We start from the raw sequence: 17607 nt of genomic DNA, 5'->3' as shown, positions 1-17607 counted from the left end.
AATATAGTTTAATTGTTAGAAAATGATTCTCCATTTTCTTGCGAAAAATCAGATTTCACCAATCGTTAATGAAAGGCTTGAAACCTATGCTTTGTTCAGGCGTTTGGCTATTGTTTTGCAAAGAGAGCTTGCTCTACCTGCTCACAAATTAAATGGCCGATCAAAATATGGGCTTCCTGGATGCGGGGCGTATTGGTTGAAGGCACTTTTAAGCAGATGTGAGCGATGCTGGCAAGCTCGCCTCCACCGGAGCCGGTAAGTGCAATAATCCGCATGCCCAATTCTCGCGCTTTTTGGGCTGCTTTTACCACATTGGCTGATGTGCCTGATGTGGAAATTGCAATAAGCACATCGCCGGGACGCCCAACTGACTCGATATAACGAGCATAGGCGACTTCAAAATCATAGTCGTTGGAGTAAGCGGTTAAAAAGGACGTGTTGACATGACAAGCTTCTGCCTGGATTGGTGGTCGATCGAGGTAAAACTTTCCGGAAAGCTCTGCTGCCAGGTGTTGCGCATCGGCAGCACTTCCTCCGTTACCACAAAAAAGTGCTTTGCCTTTATGGCGATAACTGAAAACCAGCTCATCAATCGCTTGGCCAATTTGCTCCAGAAGTTTCGTGTCCGACAGGATAGCTTGTTTTATTTCGATGGCTTCTTGTAAGCGTTTGCTTAGTTGTTCAGTCATTCTGTTGGGTTTGCTTGTAAACGGATAAGAAGGCATTAACCATATGTTCCCAGGAGAATTTCTTTTTCTCTTCAATTAGGTTTTGCTCAAATTCGGCTTGGCGATTTTGACTGTAAAAGTCAACGATAGCATCAGCGATAGCATCAGGACTCGGTTGGACAACGTAACCAATTTTCTGATCCGGGATGATTTCAGACAAACCTCCGACGTCAGTTACAAGCATCGATTTCTCAAAATGATAGCCAATTTGGGTAACCCCACTTTGAGTCGCGCTTTTGTAGGGTTGAACAACCAGATCAGAAGCACTGAAGTATTGGCTCACCTTTTCGTTTGGAATAAAATCGGTATGCAATAACACGCGGTCTTTGAGGCCCAAGTCTTCAATTAATTGCAGGTAAGGTTCCGGCTTGGTGTAGAATTCGCCAGCTACAATTAGCTTTACTGGTAGTTTCTTTAATCGGTTGTCGGCAAAAGCTTTTAGCAACAGGTCTAAGCCTTTGTAGTCGCGAATAAATCCGAAGAAGAGTAGGTAGCTTGTTTGGGGGTCAAGCTGAAGAAGCTTTTTGGCTTGTAAAGGATCAAGCCGTTCTCCAAAGTTGTCAAACAAGGGATGCGGACATAGCTGACGTGGTAGTTTGGGATTGAACTTATCGATATCGTTGAGTACCGATTGAGACATTGCTACCATGCCATCGATGCTATGCATGAAATAACTTGTTAGCTGTTTGTCGCCGGGCCTTTGTTCATGTGGAATAATGTTGTCAGCCAGGCAGACAACTTTGGTGTGTTTATTTTGGCGAACCAACCGGCAAATTGATCCGAGGCAGGGGCCCATGAAGGGCAGCCAGTAGCGAACCATTAGAAGATCAGGCTTTTCGCGTTTGATTCGTTTGCCCACAGCAAGCCAGTTGACTGGATTGACTGAGTTTACGGTACGTTGAATGGATAGTTTTGAAGGGGCAGGTCCGTCAACATACTGCGATTTTCCGGGGAACAGCAAGTTAGGGTATTGAACGGTAAAGGTCTCAATATTGACCTGGTAGCCTTGTCGTTGAAACTCTTCGGCAAGGCGTTCGTTGTATGAGGCGAGTCCTCCCCGGTAGGGATAGGCAGGACCAATTATTTTGATTGTCTTCATCTGTCAGTTTTCAAAAGGTATGTTTATTTCCGAGCTTGTTGTTAGGCCGGAAATGGTCGTTTTACTTTTGTTTTTCGTTCAGTAACAAAGTTGCTACATGTTTGTCAATTGGGAAAGTAAATTCGTCAGCATTTAATGCTTCTTGTTTTACCCAACGGAAAGATTGTTGTCCGTTTTCAAATTGACCGAAGTCAAATGCTTTTTCGGAGATTTTAAATTGTAAGGGAGGAAGCAACTTTGCTTTGTAGTAGATGCTCAAGAGCTGATGGTTGTCCCAGAACAAAGCCTTCTGGTAAAAGTGCGTGGTGTAATAGTGTGTGATCGCTTCAATTTCTTGTTGACACTCTTCGCGCATTTCCCGTCGTAAGCAATCGATCGGCCCTTCTCCAAATTGCAAGCCTCCTCCGGGGAACTTGGTCATTGGGGTATCCAGTTGAAATTCATCGGTAACTAAAACCTCGTTCTGTGAATTGCTGAAGATTCCATAAATGCGTATGGTAAATTGGTTTGGAATGGACGCTTTCATGTTGGCAACTGTTGTTCTGTAAAGGTGATTATTTCATCTAAATTATCCGGGTGAAACCAATTGATGTGTTCATCTTTTCGCAACCAAGTTAGTTGTTTTCGAGCATAGCGCCTGGTGTTGCGCTTAATGAGTTCAATGGCTTTTTCTAAGCTTATTGCTCCATCAAAATGGGCAAAGAGTTCTTTATAGCCCACGGTGTTTAGCGAGTTCAAATGACGAAAGGGGTAAATCTTTCTGGCTTCATCTTCTAAGCCTTCTGCTATCATTTGATCTACACGCTGGTTAATTCGGTCGTAAAGAGCCTCCCGATCCATGTTAAGCCCTATTTTTATGATTTTAAAGGGGCGTTCTTTGATGGTCTCTTTTCGAAATGAAGAGTACGGTTTCCCGGTCATTAAACAGACTTCCAACGCCCGTATTAATCGTTTCGGGTTTTTTAAGTCTACTTGTTGGTAATAGGTTTCGTCCAGCTGTTTTAATTTGAGGCGTAAATGTTCGATCCCCTTTTCTTGCCAATCATTGACCAGTGATTCCCGGATAACAGGATCAACATCAGGCTGAAAATCGATTCCTTTACAAACAGCATCGACATAAAGCATGGAACCACCAGCCATGATTAACTGATTACGCGATGAAAAAAGTTGTTCTATGAGTTCAAGAGCTTCGGTTTCAAAGCGGCTGGCATTGTAATCGTCATGAATTGAATGAGAATGAATAAGATGGTGAGGAACCTGGCTGAGCTCGTCAGGGGAGGGGACTGCAGTCCCAATACTTAACTCCTTAAACAGCTGGCGGGAGTCGGAAGAAATTATTTCGGTGTTGAAGTGTTTCGCAAGCTGAATGCTTAGGTGGCTTTTACCAATACCTGTTGGACCTTGTACAACGATTAATGCTTTGTTCATACTTTAATACGAGGGGTTGAAAAAGCAAAGGTAGTGGTTTTGCTAAAAAAAGGAAGGGGTCCTTTCAGTCCCCTTCGATTAGATCCTCCATTTCGCCAAAAATTTCGGTATAATCATCTAAATCACCATAATCTTGGTACTGGTTCTCTTGGTCGAGAACATTAAGACCCTGGTCCTGTAATTCTTCTTCCAGCACTTGTGCAGGGGCATCACCTAGTCTGTGGGTGACTTGTTTTTCTTGAAGATTCTTTTTCATGTAAATGTCTGTTAATTCAATATAAAAAGATCTGTCATTAAAAAAATCAAACACATAGAGCATACGTTGTCCTATGTCAGAGAGGATATCATGTAGTTTGGTTTTCCCCATGTTTTGAAATTGGGAACCATTCTTTCCATAATCAATTTGAGAGATTTCAATTTGTTTGCCGCACTTATCGCTGGCAACAAAAAATGATGCAAGTTGATCAGAGCTGTAGTGACAGCAATTCTGGATGCAGCAATGTAAATCAGCAAATGTTTTTCGTCCATCTATTTCAAGCACCCTGGCAAAATCCGTCTTTTCTATAGATGTTATTTTGAATCGATAAACCATTAAAACGCTTTAAAATGATTTTTAAAAAACTTTAAAAAGTTGTCTTGTTTGCACACAGGTCTTTTAAACGGCTATCGTTTTGAAAAGGTTAGGTAATAAATGTTAAAAAAGATTAATTGCTAAAATGGCAGTCTTAACTCGTTGCATTGATGTTTATTAGTAGCGTTTTTTTTGTCAACAAGCTGAACGTCAATAGTGAATAATTGAACTTATGTGTCACTAATTCGATGAATAATAGATTGATTAGGTTGATTTTTTTGATTAATAGATCGTTGTATTAATGCAAATTATTTTTGAACTTAACCTCCGAAATAGAAGAACATGCAATACGGAGCTTTACTATACGAAAACCTGAGAATTTCGATTCAATCTATTCGCTCGAATTTATTGCGAACCATTTTGACGGTATTAATTATTGCAGTTGGGATTACCGCTTTGGTTGGCATTCTTACTGCCATTGATTCGATTAAGTCGTCAATCACCAAGGAGTTTACCTTCATGGGGGCTAACACGTTTACCATTACTTCGCGTGCAATTAATGTACAGGTAGGCAATGAGCGTGTTCGAACGAAAAATCATGCCTACATTAATTATTACCAAGCCAAGGAATTTAAAGATCAGTTTGATTTTCCGGCAGTAGTATCTATTTCAACAACTGCGACAGGAACCGCGACTGTGAAATATGGTTCTGAAAAATCAAACCCAAACGTGACGGTGCGGGGAGTCGATGAGAATTACATTTTGGCTTCAGGCTTTGAGATTGATAAAGGCCGAAACTTGGCTGGGGTGGATCTGGAAACTGCTTCGAACCGGGTGTTGTTGGGCGATGGCTTGGTCCGAAGATTATTTGATAAAGGAGAGAATCCACTAAATAAAGAGATTACCATTGGCAATGGTCGTTATGAGGTGGTTGGCACGTTGAAGTCTAAAGGAGGTGGCTTTGGTGATAATGGAGATGAAGTTTGTCTGCTGCCGTACTCCAACGTGAGAACGTACTTTTCCCGCCCTCAGATGAACTTCAATGTGCAAGTGAAAGTCGAGAATACCCAATTGGTAGACGCGGCTTTGGGGCAAGCGGAAGGCACTTTTCGGATTGTCAGAGGCTTAAATCCAACCGATGAAACCGATTTTAACCTAGAGAAGAGTGATAATTTGGTGAACATGTTGTTGAATAATATTCGGAACATTACCTTGGTGGCGACGGTCATTGGTATTATAACCTTGTTTGGTGCAGCTGTAGGTTTGATGAATATCATGTTGGTTTCGGTCACTGAACGAACCCGAGAGATTGGTGTTCGGAAGGCCATTGGAGCTAATTCCCGTTTGATCAGGCAGCAGTTTTTGATGGAAGCGGTGGTTATTGGGCAAATTGGCGGTTTGCTTGGAATTGTGTTGGGGATTTTAGTAGGGAATATTGTGTCCGTGTTGATTGGAAGTTCGTTTATTGTGCCTTGGGTATGGATAATAACTGGCGTTGTTGTTTGTTATGGTGTTGGAATTGTTTCGGGCTATTACCCGGCTCAAAAGGCCTCCCGTCTCGATCCGATTGAGAGTTTGCGTTATGAATAAGTGTTGGTCAGTTTAGATAGAAGTTCAACTTCTTACTTCTTTTCGGTTCTTAGCTGTTGTTCTTATCAGTCTAATACTTGAGCATTCTAATATTTTGACAACGCTACTCGTTCAGGAGTTGATAGGTGATACAAAACTTTGAAGTCTCTTTTTCAAAAATAAAAAAGGCGCCCACAAGGACGCCTTTCTATATTATAATGGTATCAGAATTATTTTACTGAGTCCATGTATTGGATCAATTCGCAAACTTTTGCAGAGTAACCCATTTCGTTGTCATACCAAGAAACAACTTTTACGAAGTTTGGAGACAATGAGATACCAGCACCAGCGTCGAAGATAGAAGTACGAGTGTCACCAACGAAGTCGTTAGAAACAACCATGTCCTCAGTGTAACCAAGAACACCAGCCAATTCGCCTTCAGAAGCAGCTTTCATAGCAGCGCAAATTTCTTCGTAAGAAGCTCCTTTTTCCAAAGTAACTGTCAAGTCAACAACAGATACGTCAGGAGTAGGAACACGGAAAGCCATACCTGTCAATTTTCCGTTCAATTCAGGAATAACTTTACCTACAGCTTTAGCAGCACCAGTAGAAGAAGGGATAATGTTTTGGCCAGCGCCACGTCCACCTCTCCAGTCTTTCATTGAAGGACCGTCAACAGTTTTTTGAGTTGCAGTAGTTGCGTGAACAGTAGTCATCAAACCTTCTTTGATACCGAATTTGTCATTCAATACTTTAGCTACAGGAGCCAAGCAGTTGGTAGTACAAGAAGCGTTTGAAACGAAGTTCATATCGTTTGTGTAAGAAGCGTTGTTTACACCCATAACGAACATTGGAGTATCGTCTTTTGAAGGAGCAGACATCACAACTTTCTTAGCACCAGCGTCGATGTGACCTTGTGCTTTTTCTTTTGTCAAGAAAAGACCAGTTGACTCAACAACGTATTCAGCATCAACAGCACCCCAGTTAATGTCAGCTGGGTTTCTTTCAGCTGTTACACGGATTTCGTCTCCATTAACGATCAATTTACCGTCTTTTACTTCAACAGTTCCGTCGAATTGTCCGTGAGTTGAATCGTATTTAAGCATGTAAGCCATGTAGTCTACATCGATCAAGTCGTTGATAGCCACGATTTGAATAGTGCCTTTTGCAATAGCTTGACGGAAAACAAAACGACCAATACGGCCAAATCCGTTGATACCGATTTTAATTTTTGACATAGTTGATAATTTAAAAATTAATGAAAGATTATTCTTTTGATCTATTAGCTTTTATAGATGTGTTTTTCAAAGCCACACAAAATAACTAACTTAAATCAAGATGATCAAATTTTTCGTTTTTGATTTGTTTTTTTTATCCAGAGCTTAAAATTCAGTTAATGTTTCTCGGAAAGTCACCGTTTAAGGACTGCTATTTTGTACGGAAACCGTAAAGCTGGGTTTTGTTTTGATGTTGTGTCTTAATTTAAAACTCTGGCATAGAAGGTATTGTGTTCTTGAGTTGAGTGAAGGTAAGCGTGCTCCGGAAAGCTTAGCGTGGAGAAAAAGCACTGCTATTGAGAAAGGGGGGGCGCTTGGGCGCTTTGTGAAAACGAGGTTTAGCGAGTGTTCAGACTGTATGTGAATTAAGGGGAGGAGTTTTCAAAAAATGAAACGAATTTGTGTGGGGCAAGTCGAGATAAAGAAATTCAGAGTTGGATAGCGTTATTTCTTTTGATGAAATAGATTACAATAGAGATAAAAAGCTATTCAGGTATTTTAGTATGGAGGTGTTTGTTTCTTGTTTTGAAATGAGTTTAATATCTGATCATATTATTCTCTGAATATCCACTTGTCGAAAATAAGAGGATTAATTCTAGTTTTGATAAGTGCCTGAAAACTGAAAATACCTGTATAAATGGCAGGGGGCGTTAAAATATTCAATTCTCAGTGGGTTTAAAAAACGATAAGTAGTTGTGTGTGATTTTATTATTATGATTTTTAGATAGCGTATTTTGAGTTGAACTAGACGAAGACGGCGAAAATTTGGCTGAAATGGCCAAAATGGAAGCTTACCTTTTACATGGAAAGGGAAGCGAGCGGAAACAGGTCGATGTGTTACACAGCATGTTTTACGAGTTGATGCTTGCAGTCTCTATGGGATTCCCTGCTTGATTTTCGATTTGAGTCAGCTTGTTTTTCTTAGCCTTTAGACTTCTTTGGTCGATTGGGAGAGGCGAGAGTTGCTCGGGCTGTTTCTTGGGGTGATAACTGTAGGCCGGACACTTACACGTTTTGCAGGCTGTTTGGCTAAATAAGACGCCTGCAAGAAAGGTAACAAGCAGTATGCCAGTCGTTTTTTGTTTCATAAATCAATCTCCTTTTCTCTGAAAACAAAGATAGAATAATTATTGGTTCTCTGATTTTCATTGAAGAATTGTGTCTCTAAAATCTACCTTTTGAATCCATTATTTTCTGATTTTCAGGGCTCCATAATTGGATTAATAATTACGTTAAGCTCTTTTTGGGCGATCGTTTGAACTAGGCATAGATTCCACATTTGCGGAGATTATCGTCTTCTGTTTTTTGTGAATAATTCTTTGTTTTTATCGCAAAAAATGCTTGTACATTGGTAATAAATTTTATAGGTTTGTAGAATCTATGCCGATTGAGCGTTAAAAATTAATCTGCATGAAGGTAATTGTGATGATTCAAAGATTGACAATTAGTTACATGTGAAACCGAATTATATGAAGAAAAAATTTACTCTGCACACTTGTATTGCGTATTTACATTTCTGTATAACTTAATGATTTATTTGGACTGTACAGGGCGAATTTCTAGTTGAGATTGGTCGTTTGTCTGAATGGAAAATGAAGTTTTGCTGGTAGATATATCTGAAATACAATGAAAAATCAACATAAATTTTACAAGGCGTGGTTTTATCTGGCGGTGCTAGGTAGCGGTGTCTTGTTGTCGTTTTATAACGACCGTTGTTCGGGCTCTCGTTGCGATGCTGAAAAAGAATTAAATATATAAATTACAATCAATCAATTAAGTACAATTAAAAACAAATGCTATGAGAAAATCATTTACTCAGCTTTTTAGTATTTTTATACTAAGCATGGTAATGACCTTACAAGCGTTCGCTATCGATGTCCCTAGTGGGCTCATCCTTAGTCCGGATGTGAAAGGTTATACCAATCTTGAGACCTCTGCAACGTTTGTAGTGACTGCCCCAGAGGCAGTTGTGACAGGAGTTGGAGTTGTTCGTCTTGTAGATGTGACAAATGGAAACGTTGCATTAAAAACTTTCCAGGCTTCAAGTGCCAATGTTACTATTGCACAAGAAGCAAACGACGCTGATTTGTTTGAAATCACTGTCGATTTTTCTTCTTATCTAGAAGAGGAGAACGTGTATCAACTAGAGTTTGATGCCGATTTTGTTCGTGCTGCAGATGATGCAGAAGCTAGCGGTTCATTGACTGTTGCTAATGTGACTGTTGGAGATTATACTGCTCCTAAGTTGGTAGACACTAACTTCTTTGACCCAAAAACCGGGGAGTCAAAAGATGTTCAGTTGGACAATAATCTAACTGTTACTTTTGATGAAGACGTTAAAGTTGCTGAAGGTGGAGAAGTATATATTTACACGGATAATGGTACTGCTAATGGCGATTTATATGAGATCGTAAAAGATGCTGCATTAATTGTTGTGGATAATGTGTTAACAATAGACCCAACTCGTGCTTTTGAGCCGGAAACAAAGTATTATGTGACTATTCCTGAAGGAGCTATTGTTGATAGCCAAGCTGGAGAAGATGCACCATTTAATGGTGAAATTTATGAAAATAATAATGCTTTCGCTGGTTGGTTGAACCACGATGGATGGTATTTTACGACTCGTGACAATACAGCTCCCGTATTTTCGAATGTTGTAGCTGATAATGTTGCAAAAGACAAGTTCGATGTTTTCTTCAACTTGAATGAAAAAGGTGAAGCTTTTTTCTTAGCTGTTGAAAATGGAGATCCAGCTCCTGTTAAAGCAGATTTTATTGCTGGCAATGGAATGGAGAATGTTGTTGTTGATGATGCAACTAAGACTTTTAAAGTAGCAGTAGATCAGGCTTTTAACGGCACTGGTGCTGTTGCAGTACAAGAAAGTTGGGCTTATGATATCTACGCTTATGCTGAGAATACTCAAAGTCCCGTTAATTCAGGTGAGGTAAAAAAGGTATTAACAAAGGTTTTAACGTTAGATGTTACTGCTCCAATTATCGATGTTTCGGATAGTTGGCCAATGCACAATTCAACAGTGTTAGCAGAAGATCCAGCAGATCTTGATCATTTAGATGCAGATACTCTTCGGATTGATATCGATGGCGGTAAGTATGAAGAGGTTGTTGCAGGCGCCGGAGAACTTGAAATATGGAAGTATGATGCAGGGTTGAACCACGTAAAGGTATTTTCAATTGCTGCGACTGATGAGTCAATTCTTTTCCAACAAACTGGACCAAAAGATGAAGTTTGGGTTCCTGTTGATTACGCTTATGAAAGTGGTGTAAAGTATTTCGTTAAGTTCCCTAAAGGGTTTATCAAAGATAATTCTGGAAATGAGGCTGAAGGCTTGTTGTCTAACGATGATTGGGTATTCACAATTAAAGATTTTATCAAGCCGACTTATACATTTGCTTTAGATCAAACTAATTTGAAAGAAACTTCAGGTGAGTTTACTATTACTTTAGATTTCACTGAAGATATCTATACTGCTGCTGCTGCTGCTATTACCGAGGCAAATATTGGGACGTATGTCACCATCAAAGTAAAAGATGGAGATAGCTGGAATTCAGTGACTCCTGATGATATTGCTTTTGATGGAGCAAAAGATCAGTATGTTTTTACTGTAAATTATGATAATACCAATACTGAGTCTGAGGGTGAGTATAAGGTAGTTGTTGATGGTGAAAATATTTATGATGGTGCTGCTAATGCAGGTACTGACGGAGAAGACACATTCACATTGAAAGACTTTGCAGCTCCAACAGCTAGTTTGGCAAAAATGGAGTTGAATGCTACTGATAACATCGTTATTAAGTGGTCAGAAGAAGTTTTCAATGCTGATGGTTCTGCTGTAACTGACGCTGATGTTGAGAATATGGTTATTTTCCGCAAGGGAGCTGACGCAACAGGAGCTTTAGTAACTGCAACTTACACTGTAAGTGAAGATGGTAAGTCTTTCATTATTGATCCGGCTAATGATTTTGATGAAGTTGGTGCAACTTACTATGTGAAAGTCGGAGCGGGTGCTGTAGAAGATTCAGAAGGTAACGAATTGGCTACTGCATTCCAGGCTAATCCTACGGTTGCTGACTTTGTTGCTCCTACAGTTACTTTTACTTCAGATGGTAATGAAATTGTAGAGGGAACTCTTGTAGATTCAGATCTAGATGTCGTTATTGTTTTTGCTGAGGTTGTAGAACGTAAAGATGGTGGAGCGGTTACCATGGGAACTAGCGCTGCTGATTTATTGAACTTCAATGAAGAAGGCGCTAATGTAACCTACACGGCTGAATGGACTGTTGCTGGCAAAGAAATTACTGTTGCTGCCACTTCGTTTGACCCAAATAAAACCTATACGATTTCTATCGGAAAATCGATTGTTGATGCTGCAGGGAATGAGTTCGTTAATAAAGGTGTAGAATTTACAACTTTAGCAACTGATGCTCCAGCTCTTGCTTCTTCAACACCAAAACATGAAGCAACTGCAGTTGGCGCAGAAGATCCAATTCACGTTGTTTTTGATCGTGAAATCGCGTTGAATGATGGTTCAGGTATTACTGTAATGGAAGCCGGTTCTTCTGTTGTGGAAGCCGGTATCGAAGTTATCAATGGAAATACGTTAGTTATTCCTCATGCTGATTTCTCAGCATCAGAACTTCCTGTGGTAGTCACTATCCCTGCTGATGCTGTATATAGTAAAGGAACTACTATTGGTAATGCAGAAATTACAATTACATTTACAACATTTGATAATGTTGAACCTTCAGTTGATACTTATGTTCCAGCTATGGCAGCAACTGAAGTAGCTATCGATACCAAATTGAAGTTAACATTCGACGAGATTGTTGAAATTGGTACAGGTACAGCAGTGGTTCGTAATTTTGCTACAGATTTAGCAGTTCAAACATTGAATGAAGCTGACCTGAAACGTGAAGCTGACAAAATGACAATCACGTTTACATTGAAGGCTGATTTAGATTTTAGCACTAAATATTACGTGGAAGTTAGCAATACTTTGATTACTGATGACGAAGGAAATGCTTACGCCGGAATTACTGGAAGTGCATGGAATTTTACAACAGATGAGGACGTTGCCTTTGCAGTAAAAACTACTGATCCAGCCAATGAGGATGATATGGTTGGTTTGACAGATAACTTTGTTATAACATTTACTCAACCTGTTAAAGCTGGAACTGCTTCTGCGTCAGAAACAATCTTGCTAGAGGTTAGTGATAAGGATGCTGGTGTCTATACTGAAGTATTTAATGATGCTGCTAACCAAAGTAACTATACTTACTCAGGCTCAACTTTAACTATCGACCCAGTTGATCCATTGGTTGCTGATAAAGATTACCGATTGACTATTCACGAAGCAATCGTGAAAGACGTTTATGATCGTCCGTTAGGTGGTGGAGATAAAGTGGTAAATTTCTATACCTATGACAAGTATGCTCCTAAGTATACAGCTACCCCTAAGGAGGCAGCAAAAGATGTAGATATTGATACTGATATTGTTATCGCTTGGAATGAAGCTCCTATTAATCCTTCTACAGGAAATGTATATACGGCTTCTGAAATTAAAGATGGATCTATTGTTAGCATTGATAATGGTGTTTTAAACAATTATGTTGTTACGATTTCTGGAAACACTTGGACAATTGATCCAGACAATAGCCTAGAGGATTTAACAGACTATACCGTTTCTGTTAAGCTAACTGTTATTGAGGATGAATTAGGTAATGCTCATGGAGCTGATGATAGCTTTACCTTCACAACTGAAGATAATACTAAGCCAGAAGTAGTAGCTACTGTAGATAATATTACTGGTACTGCTGCGAAGCTGAATATTACTTTAGATGAGAAGGCTACAGCTTATTATATGGTTCTTGAAGCTAGTGCTACAGCTCCAACTGTACCTACTTTGATTGCAGATGGTAAAGAAGTAAGTTTTGATGCTGCGGGATCAAAAGCTGTAGATATTAAAGATCTTACTTCTTCAGTAGAATACACTGCTTATGTGGTTGCTGTTGATAAATCAAGTAACGCAAATCAAGGTATACGTGTTGATGTTGATTTTGAAACATTAGATGTAATTAAGCCAATTGCGACAGTGAAAGCTCCTGCTAAAGGCGCTACAGCTGTTGATGCTGATGCTGATTTGGTATTGACATTCAACGAGGAAGTTACGGCGACTAATGGTGCTGTTATTTTGATTCGTGATGTTGAAACTGATGTGGTTCGTGAAACTATTGTGATTGGCGCTAATACAACTGTTGCAAAAGTTGACAATGTTTGGACTGCAACAGTTGAGCGTGCTGAGACTCTATTGAGTAATACAGAATACTACGTTGAAGTTGTTGAAGGAGCATTCGTTGACGTAGCTGCTGCTCCAAATGCGATGGCTGCAATTAATCTAGTTGATGGATGGTCATTCACAATTAAAGATACAGATGCTCCTATGGTTGTTGCTGATGGTTATATGCCTAAATTAACAGGAACACCAGAAATTGAAGCAGGAACTGCATTGACATTGAAATTCAATGAAATGGTTCAAAAAGGAACTAGTGCTGCAATTACAGTATATTATGCTGTAGGTGGTGCTGAGTTTGAAGTGATCAATGTAAATGATCTTGTTTTTGGAACGGACTCTACGGTTACTATCAATATGGAGAATGTTCCAGCAGAGCAGGCTGAGTTCTACGTTCAGATTCCTGCTGGCGTTATTAAGGATATGGCAGGAAATGCTTATGCTGGTATTGCTGGTACTGATTGGGATTTCGTGATTTTGGACGAAACTGCACCTGAGGTGGAGACATTTGAGTTTGTTTCTGGCGTGAAAACAGTGAGTTTGGTTGCTGAGAATGATGTTCCAATTGATAATTCAATTGTAATTAGTTTTACTGAAGATATCTTTAAAGCACCAGATGCTACAGCTTTCACTGATGAGTCAGTAGCAGATGTTATTGTATTAAAAGATGCAGCTGGAAATGTGATCGAAGTTAACACATATGCTAATGATAGTGATGATCCTGGTACTGATGTAGATCAAATCTTGGTAGAACCAAAAGAGGACTTGACAAGCGAGACTGATTATATTTTGACGATCAGCCCAGTTGTTGATAATAAGGAAAATGTTTCTGAGGAAACTACTATTAGCTTCACAACAGAGGATAATACAGCTCCTGTTGTTACATTTGATCCTGTTGCAGAGTCAATTCAAGTTGATGCGTCAGGTGTGGTAACTATTACTTTTGATGAGCCTGTTTATGATGATGTTGTTTGGACAGATGAAGGCAATAAATATGGGGTTCCTGTACTGGACGAAAATATTGTTGACTTGGTTGTTTACTTAACTTCTGATAAGGATGGTAATGTAGGACCTGGTTCTGAGGAAATAGCTTTTGAAGGTGCTATTAGTGAAGATTATATGACAATTACTGTAACCCCAACTGTTGATTTAACTTCAGAAACTTGGTACAAGGTTATTTTAATTGATGAGGCTGTAGTTGATTACTCAGATAATTATAATGATGAAGTAAGTACTTATTTCCAATTGGAGGATATTGTTGTGCCAGAAGTAGAGGTTTACACTCCTATGGGTGGAACAGAAGCTGATGGAAAAATGTCTATCCAATTCAACGAAGCGATTGCTTTGGGAACAGGTAGCTTGTACATTCGCGACTACGAAGATGGTACTTTGGTTGAAGCTATTGAGGTAAATGAAACCAATGTAACAATCGCTCAGGGAGATGATGATGATGTGTTGGATTACGTAGAGATTGCACATGCTGATCTTCCTGCTGATATGGACTTCTATGTAACTGCTGACGAAGGTGCTTTCACTGACGTTGCTGGTAACAAATGGGTTGGTATTGCAGCTGCTGAGATTGATGAGTGGACATTCAGCACAGCTGATGGTGTAAAACCAGAATTGTTTGGTGCTGACGCTTTATTCCCAGCTAATGAAGCAACGAATGTTGCCTTGAATGAAAACTTGATGATCACTTTCAATAAAGAGATCAAAGTGAATACAGGAGATGATTACTACATTGTAATCTACAATGAAGATTGGACTCCATTCCAACAAATTCCAGTAAATGGAGGAAACGTTTCATTGAAGCCATTGACTGATCCTGTTTATCAAGCAAACCGTATCGCTGCGGTAACTCATAACGAATTTGCTGCAAATTCAACTTACTATGTAAGGATTGAAGAAGGTGCATTTGAGGATACAGCTACTCCAGCTAATCAATTTGATGGTCTTTTAGGCATGACTTGGATGTTCTCTACTGAAGATGATGCTGCTCCAATGATTGTTTGGGATGAGATTACTCCTCTTGACGACGCAACTGGTGTTGATGCTTCTGCTGACATCGTGATTACATTTGACCGTAGCGTGTTGGCTAATGCTGCTGGTATGGTTTATATTTACGAAGAAGTTGGTACTGAAGGTGTATTGGTTGAGTCAATTGATCCTACTGATATTGCTAAAGTGATGATTGATGGACGTGTTGTTACTGTTAATCCTGAAAACAACCTAGAGTTCAATAAGAACTACTATATCATTATTACTGAAGGAGCATTTACGAATACAGCAAGTAATAAATTACCATTCGCCGGTGTAATCACTACTCAAGAGTGGAACTTCACTACAGGTGATGATATGGCTGCTCCAGTTGTTGTAGAGTTATCTCCAGATGAAGAAACACTTGAAGATAACCACCCAGTATTTATCATGACATTTGATGAAAATGTTCAATTAACTGAAACTGGTGGTTCAATTTTCGTTACTCTTGCTGGAGAAGAGACAGCTGTTCTTGATATTCCTCTTACTGCTGACATGATCGTTGATAACGTAATCACTATTGAGTACGAATACGACGCTGAAACTGGTGGTTTGGATAAGAATGCTGACTACTTTGTAACCGTTGATGCTGACGCAATCCAAGATATGACAGGCAATGTATTTGCCGGAATCTCTGATGCTGCTGAATGGACTTTCACAACTGGTGCAGACTTTGCAACAGGTGTAGAAGACCCAGTAGATGGTTCTCTCGAGTTCAAGGTTTATCCTAACCCATTTGATAGCTATGTTAAAGTTGAGAATGCTGATAAACTTTCACGTGTAATCATTACAAACGTTGCTGGTCAACGTGTGAAAGAAATTGCAAACCCAACTGAAACAATTCAAACGGGTGACCTACGCAGTGGGCTTTACATTATCACTTTAGTTACTAAAGATGATGTTGTAGCCAAAACTGAACGAATTGTTAAAAGGTAATGCCGAATTGATTGATTAAGAAGGGGGGGCCATTTGGTCTCCCCTTTTTTTGTGCTTTCAATTTACCCCGGAGAGCTTAACAATGCTAGTCGTAGGTGCCCTACAGATAGTAATGTATGACGCGATAGCCGGGAACAAGGAAAATGTACCATGTTTTTAGTGGCTTTTATAAAGGTATTTCTCCAACCAACCCGAAGGGTTTAACGATGGTAGCCGTAGGTGCAACCTGCGGGCAATAATGAATGATACGATAGCCAGGAATAGGGATGATGAACCTTTTTTAGAAGCTTTTAGAAGAGGTATTTCTCCAACCAACCCGAAGGGTTTAACGATGGTAGCCGTAGGTGTAACCTGCGGGCAATAGCGAATAGTGCAGTCGCCAGAACCCGGAATGGGTTCAACAGCTTGGTAAGGGAATCATTATTTGGAATTAATTGAACCCCATCTGGGGTTCTTTTTTGTTTCGCCATTGATAACAACAGGTTGCACCTGTCGTTATTGTTGTTGAATCCTTTTCCGGATTCCAATAACCCCGAGGGTTTAACGATGATAGCCGTAGGTGAGACCTACGGGCAGTAATGAATGGCACAGTCCCCAGAACCCGGAACGGGTTCAACACTTCCGAAGTACCCCCCTGGGGTGTTAAATAGACTTGAAGATTGACCAAGAGCAGCTTCTCCAATTCTTCGAAAGTTTTACCTTTGTTTGGTGACAGGAAGGATAAATACGAAGCCAAGGTAGGAGTGGCTATGGGACTTTTCCTGCACCGATGCTCGCCTTGATTCGCATAGCTGCTTGAAATTTATAGCTGGCCAATATTTGACTGTCCGAAAATCTAAAAATCAAAGGATCTATTAAATTATGGAACTATTATTTAAGCACCGATCAATTCGAAAGTATAAGGAAGAGCCCATTGATGAGCAAGTATTAAATAAGGTGATTGAAGCGGGAACACGAGCTTCCAACACCGGAAATATGCAATTGTACAGTGTGGTGGTTACGAAGGATGCAGCGGCAAAGGCACAATTGGCACCTTTACACTTTAATCAACCCATGGTAAAGCAGGCTCCTGTCTTGTTAACGATCTGCGCCGATATTAACCGGTTTAACCAATGGTGTGAGCTGAACCAGGCTGATGCAGGCTACAACAACCTGTTGTGGATTTTGAATGCGACCATTGATGCCAGCTTGTTTGCACAAAACATGTGTGTTGAAGCAGAGTCGCATGGATTGGGAATTTGCTACCTGGGAACAGCGCTATATAATGCCCAGGAGTTTATTGATGCCTTGGAATTGCCTAAGGGAGTTTTTCCGGTTACGGCTTTGGTTGTTGGCTATCCGGATCAGGAGCCACCATTGACGGATCGTTTGCCTTTGGAAGCCGTGGTGCATCAAGAAAAGTATGCAGACTATGCTGCGGAGCGGATTGCTTCTTTGCATGCAGAGAAAGAAAGCCTGGAAAGCTCCAAACAGTTTGTCAAGGAAAACAACAAGCAGAACCTGGCTCAGGTGTTTACCGATGTACGCTATAAGAAGGCCGATAACGAGCTTTTCTCTGCCAAGTTGATGGAGACCCTGCGTAAGCAAGGATTTAAGCTTGATTAACGTCTTAAGAGGTATATACAGGAGAATGGAAGTTGGCTGCAAGATCGTCC

At 40.1% G+C, this 17607-nt stretch carries 9 protein-coding genes; 3 read left to right on the top strand and 6 right to left on the bottom strand.

Annotated elements, in window-relative coordinates:
• Positions 1-107: 107 nt before the first annotated feature.
• The 5 genes from BM156_RS18975 to BM156_RS18955 all read right to left on the bottom strand — a co-directional run bounded on the left by BM156_RS18975 (position 108) and on the right by BM156_RS18955 (position 3847).
• Entirely contained in the window at positions 108-689 is a 582-nt protein-coding gene (locus BM156_RS18975; RefSeq protein WP_093921486.1) for a D-sedoheptulose-7-phosphate isomerase, read from the bottom strand.
• On the bottom strand, positions 682-1827 hold the full coding sequence (locus BM156_RS18970) for a glycosyltransferase (protein WP_093921485.1): 1146 nt from the start codon (positions 1825-1827) through the stop codon (positions 682-684). Before BM156_RS18970 ends, BM156_RS18975 begins: the two co-directional genes overlap by 8 nt.
• Positions 1828-1888: 61 nt before the next feature.
• Positions 1889-2353, bottom strand: a complete 465-nt coding sequence (locus tag BM156_RS18965) for an NUDIX domain-containing protein (RefSeq protein WP_093921484.1) — start codon at positions 2351-2353, stop codon at positions 1889-1891.
• Complete coding sequence (gene miaA / locus BM156_RS18960; protein WP_093921483.1) at positions 2350-3255, bottom strand: tRNA (adenosine(37)-N6)-dimethylallyltransferase MiaA; 906 nt, start codon at positions 3253-3255, stop codon at positions 2350-2352. The genes BM156_RS18965 and miaA overlap by 4 nt, the downstream gene beginning before the upstream one ends.
• A 64-nt stretch (positions 3256-3319) precedes the next feature.
• Complete coding sequence (locus tag BM156_RS18955) at positions 3320-3847, bottom strand: IS1096 element passenger TnpR family protein (RefSeq protein WP_093921482.1); 528 nt, start codon at positions 3845-3847, stop codon at positions 3320-3322.
• A gap of 321 nt (positions 3848-4168) precedes the next feature.
• Between BM156_RS18955 and BM156_RS18950 the strand changes: the two genes are divergently transcribed.
• Positions 4169-5416 (top strand): ABC transporter permease, encoded by a 1248-nt coding sequence (locus BM156_RS18950; RefSeq protein WP_093921481.1) that lies wholly within the window; start codon positions 4169-4171, stop codon positions 5414-5416.
• Positions 5417-5625: 209 nt separating this feature from the next.
• Here the strand turns inward: BM156_RS18950 and gap are convergent, their stop codons facing one another.
• A complete protein-coding gene (gap, locus tag BM156_RS18945) occupies positions 5626-6633 on the bottom strand; it encodes a type I glyceraldehyde-3-phosphate dehydrogenase (RefSeq protein WP_093921480.1) in 1008 nt (335 codons plus the stop codon).
• A gap of 1837 nt (positions 6634-8470) precedes the next feature.
• Here gap and BM156_RS18935 point away from each other — a divergent pair.
• Positions 8471-15952: an Ig-like domain-containing protein gene (locus BM156_RS18935; RefSeq protein ID WP_093921478.1), complete on the top strand. Its 7482-nt coding sequence runs from the start codon at positions 8471-8473 to the stop codon at positions 15950-15952.
• 861 nt (positions 15953-16813) lie between these two features.
• On the top strand, positions 16814-17557 hold the full coding sequence (locus BM156_RS18930; protein ID WP_244525763.1) for a nitroreductase family protein: 744 nt from the start codon (positions 16814-16816) through the stop codon (positions 17555-17557).
• Positions 17558-17607 lie beyond the last annotated feature (50 nt).

Origin of the sequence: Sunxiuqinia elliptica (assembly GCF_900113005.1) — a bacterium.
In the GTDB taxonomy this organism is placed as follows: domain Bacteria; phylum Bacteroidota; class Bacteroidia; order Bacteroidales; family Prolixibacteraceae; genus Sunxiuqinia; species Sunxiuqinia elliptica.
Note: the sequence above shows the minus strand (reverse complement) of the source record. Positions and strands in the feature narration are given on the sequence as shown.

Bases quoted from the DNA above. Each gene is read 5' to 3' on its own strand.
- BM156_RS18975 (WP_093921486.1), bottom strand. From the start codon at position 689: ATGACTGAACAACTAAGCAAACGCTTACAAGAAGCCATCGAAATAAAA.
- BM156_RS18955 (WP_093921482.1), bottom strand. From the start codon at position 3,847: ATGGTTTATCGATTCAAAATAACATCTATAGAAAAGACGGATTTTGCC.
- BM156_RS18950 (WP_093921481.1), top strand. From the start codon at position 4,169: ATGCAATACGGAGCTTTACTATACGAAAACCTGAGAATTTCGATTCAA.
- BM156_RS18965 (WP_093921484.1), bottom strand. From the start codon at position 2,353: ATGAAAGCGTCCATTCCAAACCAATTTACCATACGCATTTATGGAATC.
- miaA (WP_093921483.1), bottom strand. From the start codon at position 3,255: ATGAACAAAGCATTAATCGTTGTACAAGGTCCAACAGGTATTGGTAAA.
- BM156_RS18935 (WP_093921478.1), top strand. From the start codon at position 8,471: ATGAGAAAATCATTTACTCAGCTTTTTAGTATTTTTATACTAAGCATG.
- BM156_RS18930 (WP_244525763.1), top strand. From the start codon at position 16,814: ATGGAACTATTATTTAAGCACCGATCAATTCGAAAGTATAAGGAAGAG.
- BM156_RS18970 (WP_093921485.1), bottom strand. From the start codon at position 1,827: ATGAAGACAATCAAAATAATTGGTCCTGCCTATCCCTACCGGGGAGGA.
- gap (WP_093921480.1), bottom strand. From the start codon at position 6,633: ATGTCAAAAATTAAAATCGGTATCAACGGATTTGGCCGTATTGGTCGT.